13 protein-coding genes are annotated in these 13,586 nt (G+C 66.6%); 9 read left to right on the forward strand and 4 right to left on the reverse strand.

Annotated elements, in window-relative coordinates; all coding sequences use genetic code 11:
• The first annotated feature begins 9 nt into the window (after positions 1–9).
• Together hemL and ACZ5R1_RS17520 are read left to right on the forward strand one after the other, a co-directional pair.
• Positions 10–1,296, forward strand: a complete 1,287-nt coding sequence (hemL, locus tag ACZ5R1_RS17515) for a glutamate-1-semialdehyde 2,1-aminomutase (RefSeq protein ID WP_027597184.1) — start codon at positions 10–12, stop codon at positions 1,294–1,296.
• Between the two features lie 197 nt (positions 1,297–1,493).
• On the forward strand, positions 1,494–2,039 hold the full coding sequence (locus ACZ5R1_RS17520) for a tetratricopeptide repeat protein (RefSeq protein WP_027597185.1): 546 nt from the start codon (positions 1,494–1,496) through the stop codon (positions 2,037–2,039).
• A gap of 12 nt (positions 2,040–2,051) precedes the next feature.
• Here the strand turns inward: ACZ5R1_RS17520 and ACZ5R1_RS17525 are convergent, their stop codons facing one another.
• Positions 2,052–2,387, reverse strand: a complete 336-nt coding sequence (locus ACZ5R1_RS17525) for a DUF1820 family protein (RefSeq protein WP_007159644.1) — start codon at positions 2,385–2,387, stop codon at positions 2,052–2,054.
• A 64-nt stretch (positions 2,388–2,451) separates the two neighbouring features.
• Positions 2,452–3,375 carry a LysR family transcriptional regulator gene (locus tag ACZ5R1_RS17530; protein ID WP_464712619.1) on the reverse strand — a complete coding sequence of 308 codons (924 nt, stop codon included), beginning with the start codon at positions 3,373–3,375 and terminating at the stop codon, positions 2,452–2,454.
• Positions 3,376–3,494: 119 nt separating this feature from the next.
• Here ACZ5R1_RS17530 and ACZ5R1_RS17535 point away from each other — a divergent pair, with 119 nt between their 5' ends.
• The 6 genes from ACZ5R1_RS17535 to lnt all read left to right on the forward strand — a co-directional run bounded on the left by ACZ5R1_RS17535 (position 3,495) and on the right by lnt (position 9,605).
• Positions 3,495–3,899 (forward strand): RidA family protein, encoded by a 405-nt coding sequence (locus tag ACZ5R1_RS17535; RefSeq protein ID WP_027597187.1) that lies wholly within the window; start codon positions 3,495–3,497, stop codon positions 3,897–3,899.
• Positions 3,900–3,985: 86 nt separating this feature from the next.
• Entirely contained in the window at positions 3,986–5,359 is a 1,374-nt protein-coding gene (gene miaB / locus ACZ5R1_RS17540; protein ID WP_288461956.1) for a tRNA (N6-isopentenyl adenosine(37)-C2)-methylthiotransferase MiaB, read from the forward strand.
• A gap of 100 nt (positions 5,360–5,459) precedes the next feature.
• A complete protein-coding gene (locus ACZ5R1_RS17545; protein ID WP_027597188.1) occupies positions 5,460–6,476 on the forward strand; it encodes a PhoH family protein in 1,017 nt (338 codons plus the stop codon).
• A complete protein-coding gene (gene ybeY / locus ACZ5R1_RS17550) occupies positions 6,466–6,921 on the forward strand; it encodes an rRNA maturation RNase YbeY (protein WP_027602488.1) in 456 nt (151 codons plus the stop codon). Before ACZ5R1_RS17545 ends, ybeY begins: the two co-directional genes overlap by 11 nt.
• 7 nt (positions 6,922–6,928) lie before the next feature.
• A complete protein-coding gene (locus ACZ5R1_RS17555) occupies positions 6,929–7,765 on the forward strand; it encodes an HlyC/CorC family transporter (protein WP_007159650.1) in 837 nt (278 codons plus the stop codon).
• 292 nt (positions 7,766–8,057) lie between these two features.
• Positions 8,058–9,605, forward strand: coding sequence for an apolipoprotein N-acyltransferase (gene lnt / locus ACZ5R1_RS17560; RefSeq protein ID WP_464712620.1), 1,548 nt, complete (start codon positions 8,058–8,060; stop codon positions 9,603–9,605).
• Between the two features lie 7 nt (positions 9,606–9,612).
• Here lnt and ACZ5R1_RS17565 read toward each other — a convergent pair whose 3' ends face one another.
• Together ACZ5R1_RS17565 and ACZ5R1_RS17570 are read right to left on the reverse strand one after the other, a co-directional pair.
• A complete protein-coding gene (locus ACZ5R1_RS17565) occupies positions 9,613–10,374 on the reverse strand; it encodes a YdcF family protein (protein ID WP_197850909.1) in 762 nt (253 codons plus the stop codon).
• 41 nt (positions 10,375–10,415) lie between these two features.
• On the reverse strand, positions 10,416–10,739 hold the full coding sequence (locus ACZ5R1_RS17570) for a hypothetical protein (protein ID WP_231501056.1): 324 nt from the start codon (positions 10,737–10,739) through the stop codon (positions 10,416–10,418).
• Between the two features lie 177 nt (positions 10,740–10,916).
• Between ACZ5R1_RS17570 and leuS the strand changes: the two genes are divergently transcribed.
• Positions 10,917–13,580, forward strand: coding sequence for a leucine--tRNA ligase (leuS, locus tag ACZ5R1_RS17575; RefSeq protein WP_464712621.1), 2,664 nt, complete (start codon positions 10,917–10,919; stop codon positions 13,578–13,580).
• Positions 13,581–13,586: the final 6 nt, after the last annotated feature.

Here is a 13,586-nt window from a genome sequence, read left to right on the forward strand (position 1 = left end):
GAGACCCCTATGTCCCGCTCCGCGCAACTCTTCGACCAGGCTCAGCGCCACATCCCCGGCGGCGTCAACTCACCGGTCCGCGCCTTCAAGAGCGTCGGCGGCACGCCGCTGTTCTTCAAGCACGCCCAGGGCGCCTACATCGTCGACGAGGATGACAAGCGCTATGTCGACTACGTCGGTTCCTGGGGTCCGATGATTCTCGGCCACAGCCATCCGGACGTGCTCGACGCGGTGCGCCGCCAGCTGGAACACGGCCTCTCCTATGGCGCCCCGACCGCCCTGGAAACCACCATGGCCGACCTCATCTGCGAGCTCGTGCCGTCCATGGAAATGGTGCGCATGGTCAGCTCCGGCACCGAAGCCACCATGAGCGCCATCCGCCTGGCGCGCGGCTACACCGGGCGCGACACCATCATCAAGTTCGAGGGCTGCTACCACGGCCACTCCGACAGCCTGCTGGTCAAGGCCGGCTCCGGCGCCCTGACCCTGGGCGTGCCCAGCTCCCCCGGCGTGCCGGCGGCCTTCGCCCAGCACACCCTGACCCTGGCCTACAACGACCTGGGCGAGGTGGAAGAAACCCTGGCCAAGGTCGGCGACCAGATCGCCTGCATCATCGTCGAGCCGGTGGCCGGCAACATGAATTGCGTGCCGCCGGCGCCGGGCTTCCTGGAAGGACTGCGTAGCCTCTGCGACCAGTACGGCGTGGTGCTGATCTTCGATGAGGTCATGACCGGCTTCCGCGTCGCCCTGGGCGGCGCCCAGGCGCACTACGGCATCCGCCCCGACCTCACCACCTTCGGCAAGATCGTCGGCGGCGGCATGCCGGTGGGCTGCTTTGGCGGCAAGCGCGAGATCATGGAAAAGATCGCCCCGCTCGGCCCGGTCTACCAGGCCGGTACCCTGTCGGGCAATCCGCTGGCCATGGCCGCCGGCCTCACCACCCTGCAGCTGATCCGCCGCCCCGGCTTCCATGCCGAGCTGACCGACTACACCACGCGCATGCTGCAGGGCCTGCAGGATCGCGCCGATGCCGCCGGCGTGCCCTTCGTCACCACTCAGGCGGGCGGGATGTTCGGTCTCTACTTCAGCGGCGCCGAAGACATCGTCACCTTCAGCGATGTCATGGCCAGCGACAGCGAGAGATTCAAGCGCTTCTTCCACCTGATGCTGGACGGTGGCGTCTACCTGGCACCCAGCGCCTTCGAGGCCGGCTTCACCTCCATCGCCCATGGCGACGAGGAATTGCGCATCACCCTGGACGCCGCCGAGCGCGCCTTCGCCACCTTCAAGGACTAGGTGTCATTCGTCTCGCTTGCGGAACCTCTCTGCCCTGCCGGCCTCACACCTAGTTGAGTGGCCGGCGTCACAGGTAAAAAAGTTCCGCCGTTGCGCGTAAAGGTTTTGAAAGCGTGCGTCGGCTTGACCCATAATGAGACGTCGGCGCGTTTCGCCGACCGGGTTCTCCGAACCTGCCTCGCTTGTGGAGGCGCTTCATGCACCGCGCTGGTCGTACCCTGTGCGCAGCCCTAATCCTGATGCCCCTGGTCGCCCTGGCCGGAGGCAATTCGCTGCTCGTCCCCAGCACCAGCCGTTGCAACCTGAATCTGGCCAACGAAGCCCTGGCGCAGGCGATCGCCCGTTGTCAGCAGATCGCCCACGACGGCGATTCCCAGGCGCAGTACGAACTCGGTGACTTCTACTACGAAGGCAAGCAGACGCCCAAGGACCTGAACCAGGCGCGTCAGTGGTTCGAGCAGGCCTCGCTAAAGGGCAATGCCGATGCGCAGAATCGCCTCGGCAACATGTTCTTTCGCGGCGAGGGTGTACCGCCCAACAACATCCAGGCCTACATCGTGCTGAAGATGGCCGCCATCAATGGCAACGACGAAGCCATGGACACCGCCGACCTGGTCAGCGCCCAGATGCGCCGGGACGAGCTGGAGATGGCCACCCAGGTGCTGGGGCAGATTTTCCGCGACTATCTGCAGGACATGCAGACCGCGGGCAACCTCAATCCCTTCCAGCCGCCCCAGAACTGACCGCGAGCCCGGTCAGGGCTTGTCGGGCATGGGCATGGGGAACGGCATGACATTGGTGCCGCCCTTGGCTTCGCTGATCTTGGGCTGGCCCAGACGCTCCACCTCGTCGATGCGGATGATCGAATGCATGGGTACGAAGCTTCGTACCACGCCTTCGAATTGCGCCTTGAGCTTTTCCTCGCTCGGATCCACCACCACCTGGGTGCGTTCGCCGAACACCAGTTCCTCGATCTCCAGGAAGCCCCAGAGATCGCTCTGGAAGATCTGCTTGGCGTAGATCTCGAAGACCTGACCCTGGTTGACGAAGATGACCTTGTAGATGGCCGGCTTGCTGGGGGATGAGCTCATGGTGGACGCGGGGTTCGCCGAGGAAAAGGGGGCGGCGAGCATAGCATGTCGCCCCCGGCTGCCGTCAGGGCTCGCCCGGGGTTTCCAGCCAGGCCCGCTCGGCCACCAGGGCCGTCACCCAGTCGATGAAGGCCCGCAACTTGGCGCTGACGTGACGGTTGGGCGCGAAGGCCAGATACAGCGGCATGGGGGTCACCCGCCAGTCCGCGAACAGCCTGACCAGTTCGCCGCGGGCGACCGCCTCCGCCGCCAGATAATGCGGCAGGCAGACCACGCCGAGCCCGGCCTGCCCCGCCGCCAGGCAGGCATTGCCGTCGTCCACCTCCAGACGGTGCCGGCTCTGCAACTCCAGGCGCTCGTCCCCGCGCCGCAGGGCATAGGGAAAGCCCTTGCCCGTCCCCCAGAGGAACCGCACCACCCGGTGCGGCACCTCGGCCAGTTCGGCGGGATGAAGCGGCACACCCTGGGCGGCGAGATAAGCCGGCGCGGCATAGCACCCCAGTTGCAGCGCCCCGAGCGGTCGGGCCACCAGATACTGCTCGCGGATGCGCCCGCCGCGGATCACGCAATCGACGTTGTCGCCGATCAGATCCACCTGACGATCGCTGACGCCCAGTTCGAGCTGGATGTCCGGATAACGCTGGAAGAAGTCCGGCAGGGCCGGGATCAGGATCAGCCGCGCCAGCGGACTGGGCACGTCCACCCGCAGGCGGCCACGGGGCACGCGGGTGGCCACCGAAAGTCCCGTCTCGGCATCGTCCACCGCCGCCAGCACGCCCAGGCAGCGGTCGTAGTAGGCGGCGCCGTCGGCGGTGACCTGCACCTGCCGGGTGGTGCGATTGAGCAGGCGCACCTGCAGGTGCGCTTCCAGCTGCTGCACCTGCTGGGTGACGCGGGTGCGGCTGCTGCCGAGGGTCTCGGCCGCGCGGGTGAAGCTGCCGGCTTCCACCACCCGCACGAAGGTCTGCATCGCGGCGAACAGATCCATGCCGATTCCTCACCAGGAGATTGTTTGGATTGTACAAACAATGCTGACCGCCGGGCCGGGTTTATCCCCTGGCGGGCGACGCCTAAGGTGGCTCCATCGATCCCCACCGGAGCCCCACCATGACCCGCGACGTCGTCTTTCCCGCCCAGCGCCACGCCCTCTACGAACAGCACCGCTATTCGCCGGCCATCCGTTCCAACGGCTTTCTCTTTGTCTCCGGGCAGGTCGGCAGCCGCGCCGATGGCTCGCCCGAGCCGGAGCTGGAAGATCAGGTCCGCCTGGCCTTCGCCAATCTCGACGCCGTCCTCACCGCGGCAGGCGCCTCCTTCGCCGACGTGGTGGACGTCACCCTGTTCATGGTCGATGCCGAAGCCAGCTTCGAACGCATCTGGCCGGTTCTGCTGGAGCACTGGGGCACGGCGCCCTACCCCACGGTGACCGCGGTCGGCGCCACCTGGCTGGCCGGCTTTCGCTTCGAGATCAAGGTCATCGCCCGGTTGCCGGAGGGCGCTGCCCAGGCCTAGACCGACCGCCTTCCGGGCGGCTCTTCCCCGTCCGGAAGGCCATCATTATAATGCGCGGTCCACTCGCCACCGACTCCCTGCCGCGCATGTCAAAGAAGCTCTATATCGAAACCCATGGCTGCCAGATGAACGAATACGATTCGTCGCGCATGGTCGACCTGCTCGGCGAACGGGAGCCGCTGGAAGTCACCCAGAATCCGGCCGAGGCCGATGTCATCCTGCTCAACACCTGCTCGATCCGCGAGAAGGCGCAGGAAAAGGTGTTTTCCCAGCTCGGTCGCTGGCGCGAACTCAAGCTGGAGAATCCCGACCTGGTGATCGGCGTCGGCGGTTGCGTGGCCAGCCAGGAAGGCGCCGCCATCCGTGATCGCGCGCCCTATGTCGACGTGGTCTTCGGGCCGCAGACCCTGCATCGCCTGCCGGAAATGATCGACGCCGCGCGCACCACCCGGGCGCCCCAGGTGGACATCTCCTTCCCCGAGATCGAGAAGTTCGACCGGCTGCCCGAGCCGCGCATCGACGGCCCCAGCGCCTTCGTCTCCATCATGGAAGGCTGCAGCAAGTACTGCACCTTCTGCGTGGTCCCCTATACCCGCGGTGAAGAGGTCAGCCGGCCGCTGGACGACGTCCTCGCCGAGATCATCCATCTCGCCGAACACGGCGTGCGCGAGGTGACCCTGCTGGGCCAGAATGTCAACGGCTATCGCGGCGCCACCGGCGACGGCCGCATCGCCGACTTCGCCGAACTGCTCTATGTGGTGGCGGCGGTGGACGGCATCGACCGCATCCGCTACACCACCTCGCACCCGCTGGAATTCTCCGACGCCCTGATCCAGGCCCACGCCGAGATCCCGGAACTGGTCAAATTCGTCCACCTGCCGGTGCAGGCCGGTTCGGATCGCATCCTGGCGGCCATGAAGCGCAACCACACGGCGCTGGAGTACAAGTCGCGCATCCGCAAGCTCAAGGCGGCGGTGCCCGACATCTGCATCAGCTCGGACTTCATCGTCGGCTTCCCCGGCGAGACCGAGAAGGACTTCGAGCAGACCATGAAGCTGATCGAGGACGTCGGTTTCGACTTCTCCTTCTCCTTCATCTACAGCGCTCGCCCCGGCACCCCGGCGGCGGACCTGGTCGACGACACCCCCGACGAACTCAAGAAGCAGCGCCTGCAGATCCTGCAGACGCGCATCCACCAGCAGGGCTTCGAGATCAGCCGGCGCATGGCTGGCAGCGTCCAGACCATCCTGGTGAGCGACTTCTCCAAGCGCGATCCCGGCATGCTGCAGGGCCGCACCGAGAACAATCGAATCGTCAACTTCCGCTGCAGCGACGCCAGCCTGATCGGCCAGTTCGTCCAGGTGCACATCGACGAGGCCCTGCCGCACTCCCTGCGCGGCACCCTGCTGGCCCCCGTCGCCAGCGGTGCGCGCCCGTCCGTCGCCGTCGCGCTGGCCTGATGGATGGTCGCACGCGCCCTTTGCCAAGGGCGCGACGCAGGTTACTCTCAAGCTACGTCAAGTTTTCGTAAAGCCAATCCAAAGGGTTTCCCAGCACACCTTGAATACCCCCCAGACGCTCCAGCATTTCACCCTCGAACCCTTCGATGCCGACCGTTTCGCCAACCTGTGCGGCCAGCTCGATGAAAATCTGCGCCAGATCGAAGGCCGTCTCGGCATCGAGATCCGCAATCGCGGCAACCAGTTCGAACTGGTCGGCGATCCCGAGCGCACCCGCGCGGCCCAGAACCTCCTGCAGCGCCTCTACCGCGAGACCGCCAGCGGCACCGCGGTGGCCCCGGAGCTGGTGCACCTCTACCTGCAGGAATCCGGTCTGGAAGCCCTGCAGCAAGAGCACCGCGGCGGCGGCGACACCAGCGTGGCCCTGCGCACCAAGAAGGGCATGATCCGCCCGCGCGGCGCCAATCAGCAGCGCTACGTCAAGTCGATCCTCGATCACGACATCAACTTCGGCATAGGCCCGGCGGGTACCGGCAAGACCTATCTGGCCGTGGCCTGCGCCGTGGACGCCCTGGAGCGAGAGCAGATCCGTCGCATCCTGCTGGTGCGCCCGGCGGTGGAAGCCGGCGAGAAGCTCGGCTTCCTGCCCGGCGACCTGGCGCAGAAGATCGACCCCTACCTGCGCCCGCTATACGACGCCCTCTACGAGATGCTCGGCTTCGAGCAGGTGGCCAAGCTCATCGAGCGCCAGGTCATCGAGGTCGCGCCGCTGGCCTACATGCGTGGCCGCACCCTCAACAATAGCTTCATCATTCTCGACGAAAGTCAGAACACCACCCTCGAGCAGATGAAGATGTTCCTGACCCGGATCGGTTTCGGTTCCACCGCGGTGATCACCGGTGACGTTACCCAGGTCGACCTGCCGCGCGGCACCAAGTCGGGTCTCAAGCACGTCATCGAGGTCCTGCGCGACGTGCCCGGCATCGGCTTCACCCACTTCGAGTCCAAGGACGTGGTGCGCCACCCGCTGGTGCAGCGCATCGTCGAAGCCTACGATCGCTTCGAGGCGCTGCAGGACAAGCCGCGCGCTCACGGAGAGGATCGCCATGGCGATTGAGCTGGACGTCCAGGTCGCCAGCGAGGCGGCCGACCTCCCCGAGGAGCCGGACTTACGTCGCTGGTGTGAACTGGCCCTGCGCGCCCGCCAGGGCGACTCGGAACTCACCATCCGCCTGGTGGACGAAGACGAAGGCCGCGAGCTCAACCGCACCTGGCGGCACAAGGACTACGCCACCAACGTGCTGTCCTTTCCGGCCGACGTGCCGGACGAATTCCTCGATATCCCCCTGCTCGGCGATCTGGTGATCTGCGCCCCCGTGGTGGCGCGCGAGGCCGCCGAGCAAGGCAAGCCCGCCAAGGCGCACTGGGCGCATCTGGTCATCCATGGCTGCCTGCACCTGCTCGGCTACGATCATCTGGAAGATGACGAAGCCGAAGAGATGGAAGAACTGGAACGCCAATTGCTCGCTGAACTGGGCTACCCCGATCCCTACGGTGAATGACACACACATGAACGAAGATCGATCAGGCACTGGGCATCGTTCCTGGCTGGAACGCATCGTCCAGGCCTTTGCCCATGAACCCAAGAGTCGCCAGGAGCTGCTGGAACTGCTGCGCGAGGCGCATGAGAACAAGGTGCTCGACAGCGAAGCCCTGTCCATCGTCGAGGGCGCCATCTCGGTGGCCGACCTGCAGGTACGCGACATCATGGTGCCGCGCTCGCAGATCATCAGCATCCGCGCCCACCAGACCCCGGCGGAATTCCTGCCGGCGGTGATCGAGGCCGCCCACTCCCGCTATCCGGTGATCGGCGACGGCCCCGACGACGTCCTCGGCCTGCTGCTGGCCAAGGACCTGCTGCCGCTGCTGCTCGACCACGAGCGCACCTTCGACCTCAAGGCGGTGCTGCGCCCGGCCACCTTCGTGCCCGAGTCCAAGCGGCTCAACGTGCTGCTGCGGGAATTCCGTTCGACCCACAGCCACATGGCCATCGTGGTGGACGAATACGGCGGCGTCGCCGGCCTGGTCACCATCGAGGACGTGCTCGAGCAGATCGTCGGCGAGATCGAGGACGAGCACGACGTGGAGGAAGAGAGCTTCATCAAGTCGCTGCCCAATGGCGACTTCGTGGTCAAGGCGCTCACCCCCATCGAGACCCTCAACGAAACCCTGGAAACCCGTTTCGCCGATGCCGAGGCCGACACCGCCGGTGGCCTGGTGATGAATCGCCTGGGTCACCTGCCCAAGCGCAATGAGGAAACGGTGATCGACGACTTCCGCTTCCGCGTGCTCAACGCCGACGGCCGCCGCATCCACCTGCTGCGCGTGACCCCGGTCAATCGGTAGCGCCTTTACCCCCTCTCCCTCTGGGAGAGGGCTGGGGTGAGGGCCAAGCGCTCTATCCATTCAATCGCGGCCATGGCGGTCCGCCGATGCGGACGCTCCTACCATCCCGTAGGAGCGGCCCATGGCCGCGATAGCCCAAGTCAGGGCGGCCGTAGCAACGGACTGCCATGGCCGCGATAGCTTCTCCCCTCTCCCGACTGCGACCTGCCTCGCTCTCCCCCGCACACGCCTTTGGCACTCCCCCGCGGCGGCGAGTAAGCTTGCGCAGCCTCGATCGGACCAAGGATTTTCGATGCGCTGGATCTCTCGACCCGGCTGGAAGGGCAACCTTCTGGCGCTCTTCGCTGGTGCCCTCACGCCCCTGGCGCTGGCCCCCTTCAACATCTGGCCGCTGGCGCTGCTGTCCGCAGCCCTTTTCTACCTGGGCCTCAAGGGTCTTGGTGTCTGGCGCGCCCTGCTGCGCGGCTGGTGCTACGGCTTCGGCGCCTTTCTCGCCGGCACTAGCTGGATCTACGTCAGCATCCACACCTATGGCGCCGCGCCGGTACCCCTGGCGCTCTTTCTCACCGTAGGCTTCTGCGCCGGTATCGCCCTGTTCTTCTCCCTGCCGGCCGCGCTCTGGGCGCTGTGCCTGAGACGCAACCAGGCGCCCCTGGGCGACGCCCTCACCTTTGCCGGCCTCTGGTTCGCCCTGGAACTGTTCCGCAGCTGGGCGCTGACCGGCTTTCCCTGGCTGCTGCTCGGCTACAGCCAGCTCAACGGCCCCCTGCAGGGCCTGGCGCCGCTGGGTGGCGTCTGGCTGATCTCCGCCGCGCTGGCCTTTACCGCGGCGCTGCTGGTCAACGCCCCGCGCCTGATCATGCGGCCGCTCGCCCTGGTCGCGGGCCTGGTGCTGGTGGCCCTGCCCTGGGTGGCCGGCGACGTCTTCAAGGGCCAGGTCTGGACGCAACCCGCCGGCGCGCCGCTCAAGGTCGCCGGGGTCCAGGGCAACATCGCCCAGGAACTCAAGTGGAATCCCGACCATGCCCGCGCCACCCTGGCGCTCTATCGCGACCGCACCGCCGAGCAGACCGATGCCGACCTCGTGGTCTGGCCGGAAAACGCCATTCCCGTGCTGCGCGAATACGTCAGTGACTTCCTCGCCGCCGAAGGCGCCCAGGTGGCGGCCCATGGCGGCGCCCTGGTGACCGGCCTGCCGGCGCGGGAACGCGACGCCGACGGCGATTCGCGCTATTTCAACAGCATCACCGCGGTCGGCAACGGTTCGGGCACCTACTACAAGCAGAAGCTGGTGCCCTTCGGCGAATACGTGCCGCTGCAGGACTACCTGCGCGGCCTGATCGGCTTCTTCGACCTGCCCATGTCCGACTTCGTCCGTGGTCCCGAGCAGCAGGAACCGCTGCTGGTGAAGGGCTATCGCGTGGCGCCCTACATCTGCTACGAGGTGGTCTATCCGGAATTCGTCGCCAGCATGGCGGCCCGGAGTCAGCTGCTGCTCACCATCAGCAACGACACCTGGTTCGGCAAGTCCATCGGACCGCAACAGCACCTGCAGATGGCGCAGATGCGCGCCCTGGAAAGCGGGCGCTGGCTGGTACGGGTCACCAACGACGGCATCACCGCCCTGGTCGATCCCTTCGGTCGCATCAGCCGGCAGATCCCGGCCTTCGAGGTCGGCGTGCTGCAGGGCACCGTGGTGCCCATGGACGGCCTGACGCCCTATCTGCACTACCGCCTCTGGCCGCTGGGGATCTTTTCCGCCCTGGTGCTGCTGTGGGGTCTGCTAATGCGTCGGCAGGATCGCCCGGAAGAGGCGCCGCTGGTGGTCACCCAGAGCTAGGCACGCGTCAGCGATAGGCAAGCGGATAGAGCAAGAGCCCGGCGGCCTCGTTGAGCAACTGGGCGGTCTGCTCGACCGCCTTGGCTTCCGGCAGCCAGCCACCGAAGGGCCGGGCATTGGCGACGCCGATGAAGCCCATTGGCGCGGCCACAACGACGAAGCCCTGCCGTTCGAAACACCAGCGCGAACGGGCCATGTGGTAGGCCTGGGTCACCAGCACCACCCGCTTGACCCCGGCCTCGCGCAGCAGCGGCGCACTCAAGGTGGCGTTTTCCCAGGTGGTGCGACTGCCCCCTTCCTGCCAGCGCACCGGCACCCCCAGGTCGCGTTCCATCACCTCGGTCATCAGCGCCGCCTCGCTCAGTGGACGGTCATGGGGCGAGCCCCCGGTGATCAGCACCGGCAGGCCGCTGGCCTTGGCCAGCCGCGCCGCATAGCGCAGCCGCTCCACCGCCAGGTGGCTGGCGGCATCGCCCGCCCAGCCCGGATCGTCCACTTCGCGACCGGCGCCCAGCACCACGATGGCGTCGGCCTGCTGCGCAAGGTCCGCCCAGCGCGCCTCGGGCAGGGCGGCATCACGCTCCAGCAGGCGCCCGCCGGTCTCCACCACGACCGGCAGGGTACTGGCCCAGAGCCCCAGCAGACCGCCCAGGAAGCAGACCAGCCCCAGGCGCGGATAGCGACGACGCAACCACCAGCCCAGCAACAGGAGCAGCAGCAGGCCGCCCGGTGGCAGCAGCAGTTGCTTGAAGAAATAGCGCAGACCCATGGTCCCTCCGGTCGGGGGCGACCTCCGGGTCGCGGCGGCGCCTAGTGTAGGGGAGCACCGACCGGGGCAGAAGGACTCTCGACCAGCAGTCGTCGGCCCTGACACCGCGGGCAGAAGGCACCCGCCGGCTGGACCCGGCCACAGCCCAGGCAGCAGGCCATGGCGGCGTCGGCCGCCTGATGGCGCGCCAGCCAGCGCTTGACCAGGGCATATTCGGCCGGACTCAGGCCCTGCACCTCGACTTCCTCATCGGCTTTGTCATAGAGGCGCTCCTGGGTAGCCGCCTCATCCAGCGCCAGCGCCAGGCGCCGTTGCAGGCGCACGTCGACGGGCAGCTTTTCGGACTCGCGTCGAAACTTTCCCATGATGGCGATCATCCTCCCGAATAATTGAACGGACGTTTGAACAGCCTAGTACGGCCCTTCCAACCCTGCCTCCCCCGGAGTGCGAAACAAGCGGCGGACCGGGACATTTCCCCGCGCTCGGGGGGTCATGTATGCTTGGCGGCTCGATCAAACGCCTCTGCAGCCCTCGACACGCCCATGCACGAACACTATCAGCCCCGCGAAATAGAAGCCGCCGCCCAGTCCTTCTGGGACCAGAATCTGTCCTTCAAGGCCACCATGCGCCCGGGCCAGGAGAAGTTCTACTGCCTGTCGATGTTCCCCTACCCCAGCGGCAAGCTGCACATGGGGCACGTGCGCAACTACACCATCGGCGACGTCATCGCCCGCTACCAGCGGATGCTGGGCAAGAACGTCCTGCAGCCCATGGGCTGGGACGCCTTCGGCATGCCCGCGGAAAACGCCGCCATGAAGAACGGCGTGGCCCCCGCCAAGTGGACCTACGAGAACATCGCCTACATGAAGTCCCAGCTGCAGAGCCTGGGTCTGGCGATCGACTGGTCCCGCGAGGTCACCACCTGCAAGCCCGACTACTATCGCTGGGAGCAGTGGCTGTTCACCCAGTTGTTCGAGAAGGGCATCATCTACCGCAAGAACGGCACGGTGAACTGGGACCCGGTGGACCAGACCGTCCTGGCCAACGAGCAGGTCATCGACGGCCGCGGCTGGCGCAGCGGTGCGCTGATCGAGAAGCGCGAGATCCCCATGTACTACTTCCGCATCACCGACTATGCGGAAGAGCTGCTGACCTCCCTCGACGGCCTGCCCGGCTGGCCAGAGCAGGTCAAGACCATGCAGCGCAACTGGATCGGCAAGTCCCGCGGCATGGAGGTGCAATTCCCCTATGACCAGGACAGCATCGGCGCCGAAGGTACCCTGAAGGTCTTCACCACCCGCCCCGACACCCTGCTCGGCGCCACCTATGTCGCCGTGGCCGCGGAACACCCGCTGGCCACCCAGGCCGCCCAGGGCAATGCCGAGCTGCAGGCCTTCATCGACGAGTGCAAGCGCGGCGGCGTCGCCGAAGCCGACATCGCCACCCAGGAGAAGAAGGGCCTGGACACCGGCCTGTTCGTCCGTCATCCGCTGACCGACGCCCGCCTGCCGGTATGGGTCGCCAACTATGTGCTGATGCACTACGGCGACGGCGCGGTCATGGCCGTGCCCGGTCACGACGAGCGTGACTTCGAATTCGCCAACAAGTACCAGTTGCCCATCGTCCAGGTGGTGGATACCGCCGAGGCCACCCAGGTGCTGGCCAATCCGGACGACTACAGCCCCGAGGAATACGAGCGCTACCAGTTCGACCCGGTGCAGTGGAAGGACTGGTACGGCAGCAAGGAAGGCTTCCTGATCAATTCCGGTGCCTACGACGACCTCGCCTACGACGCCGCCTTCGACGCCATCGGCGCCGATCTGCAGGCCAAGGGCCTGGGCCAGCCGCGCACCCAGTTCCGCCTGCGCGACTGGGGCATCAGCCGCCAGCGCTACTGGGGCTGCCCGATCCCCATCATCCACGGCGACGATGGCGTCGATATTCCGGTGCCGGCCGACCTGCTGCCGGTGGTGCTGCCCGAGGACGTGGTGCCGGACGGCGCCGGCTCGCCCCTGGCGCGCATGCCGGAATTCTACGAGACCGTCGATCCGCGCAACGGCCAGCCGGCCCGTCGCGAAACCGACACCATGGACACCTTCGTCGAGAGCTCCTGGTACTTCGCCCGCTATGCCTCGCCGAATTTCACCGGCGGCATGCTGGACAAGGAAGAGGCCAACTACTGGCTACCCGTCGACCAGTACATCGGCGGCATCGAGCACGCCATCCTGCACCTGCTCTACTCGCGCTTCTTCCACAAGCTGATGCGCGACCAGGGCCTGATCGATTCCGACGAGCCCTTCGAGAATCTGCTGACCCAGGGCATGGTGGTGGCCGAGACCTACTACCGCACCAATCCCAACGGCAGCAAAGACTGGTTCAACCCGGCCGATGTCGAGGTGGAACGCGACGCCAAGGCCAAGGTGATCGGGGCGCGCCTGAAGAGCGACGGCCAGCCGGTGGAAATCGGCGGCGTCGAGAAGATGTCCAAGTCGAAGAACAACGGCGTCGATCCCCAGGCGATGATCGACCAGTACGGCGCCGACACCTGCCGCCTGTTCATGATGTTCGCCTCGCCGCCGGACATGAGCCTGGAATGGTCCGACTCCGGCGTCGAGGGTGCGAGCCGCTTCCTGCGCCGCGTCTGGCGTCTGGCCCAGGCCCACGTGAGCCAGGGCCTGCCGAGTGCCGGCGCCCTCGGCGAGCTGTCGCCCGCCCAGAAGGACGTCCGCCGTGCCATCCACCTGGCCATCCGTCAGGCTAGCCAGGATATCGGTCAGCATCACAAGTTCAACACCGCCATCGCCGCGGTCATGACCCTGATGAACGTGCTGGAAAAGGCCGCCCAGGACAGCGACACCGATCGCCGTCTGCTGCAGGAAGGCCTGGAGGCCGTCACCCTGCTGCTGGCGCCCATCACCCCGCACATCGCCCACGGTCTCTGGCAGCAACTGGGCCACAGCGACGCGGTCATCGACGCCCGCTGGCCGCAGGTGGACGAGAGCGCCCTGGTGCAGGACAGCCTGCAGATCGTCATCCAGGTGAACGGCAAGCTGCGCGGCCAGATCGAAGTACCGGCCGATGCCAGCCGCGACGCCATCGAGGCCGCCGCCCGCGCCAACGAGAACGTGGCACGCTTCACCGAGGGTCTGACCATCCGCAAGGTCGTCGTGGTCCCGGGTAAACTGGTCAACATCGTCGCCAACTAAGACACG

This window comes from Pseudomonas sp. Pso3 (genome assembly GCF_055393275.1).

Coding starts and splice junctions, on each gene's coding strand:
- ACZ5R1_RS17520 (WP_027597185.1), top strand. CDS start 1,494: ATGCACCGCGCTGGTCGTACCCTGTGCGCAGCCCTAATCCTGATGCCC.
- leuS (WP_464712621.1), top strand. CDS start 10,917: ATGCACGAACACTATCAGCCCCGCGAAATAGAAGCCGCCGCCCAGTCC.
- lnt (WP_464712620.1), top strand. CDS start 8,058: ATGCGCTGGATCTCTCGACCCGGCTGGAAGGGCAACCTTCTGGCGCTC.
- ybeY (WP_027602488.1), top strand. CDS start 6,466: ATGGCGATTGAGCTGGACGTCCAGGTCGCCAGCGAGGCGGCCGACCTC.
- ACZ5R1_RS17565 (WP_197850909.1), bottom strand. CDS start 10,374: ATGGGTCTGCGCTATTTCTTCAAGCAACTGCTGCTGCCACCGGGCGGC.
- miaB (WP_288461956.1), top strand. CDS start 3,986: ATGTCAAAGAAGCTCTATATCGAAACCCATGGCTGCCAGATGAACGAA.
- ACZ5R1_RS17535 (WP_027597187.1), top strand. CDS start 3,495: ATGACCCGCGACGTCGTCTTTCCCGCCCAGCGCCACGCCCTCTACGAA.
- ACZ5R1_RS17530 (WP_464712619.1), bottom strand. CDS start 3,375: ATGGATCTGTTCGCCGCGATGCAGACCTTCGTGCGGGTGGTGGAAGCC.
- ACZ5R1_RS17555 (WP_007159650.1), top strand. CDS start 6,929: ATGAACGAAGATCGATCAGGCACTGGGCATCGTTCCTGGCTGGAACGC.
- hemL (WP_027597184.1), top strand. CDS start 10: ATGTCCCGCTCCGCGCAACTCTTCGACCAGGCTCAGCGCCACATCCCC.
- ACZ5R1_RS17570 (WP_231501056.1), bottom strand. CDS start 10,739: ATGGGAAAGTTTCGACGCGAGTCCGAAAAGCTGCCCGTCGACGTGCGC.
- ACZ5R1_RS17525 (WP_007159644.1), bottom strand. CDS start 2,387: ATGAGCTCATCCCCCAGCAAGCCGGCCATCTACAAGGTCATCTTCGTC.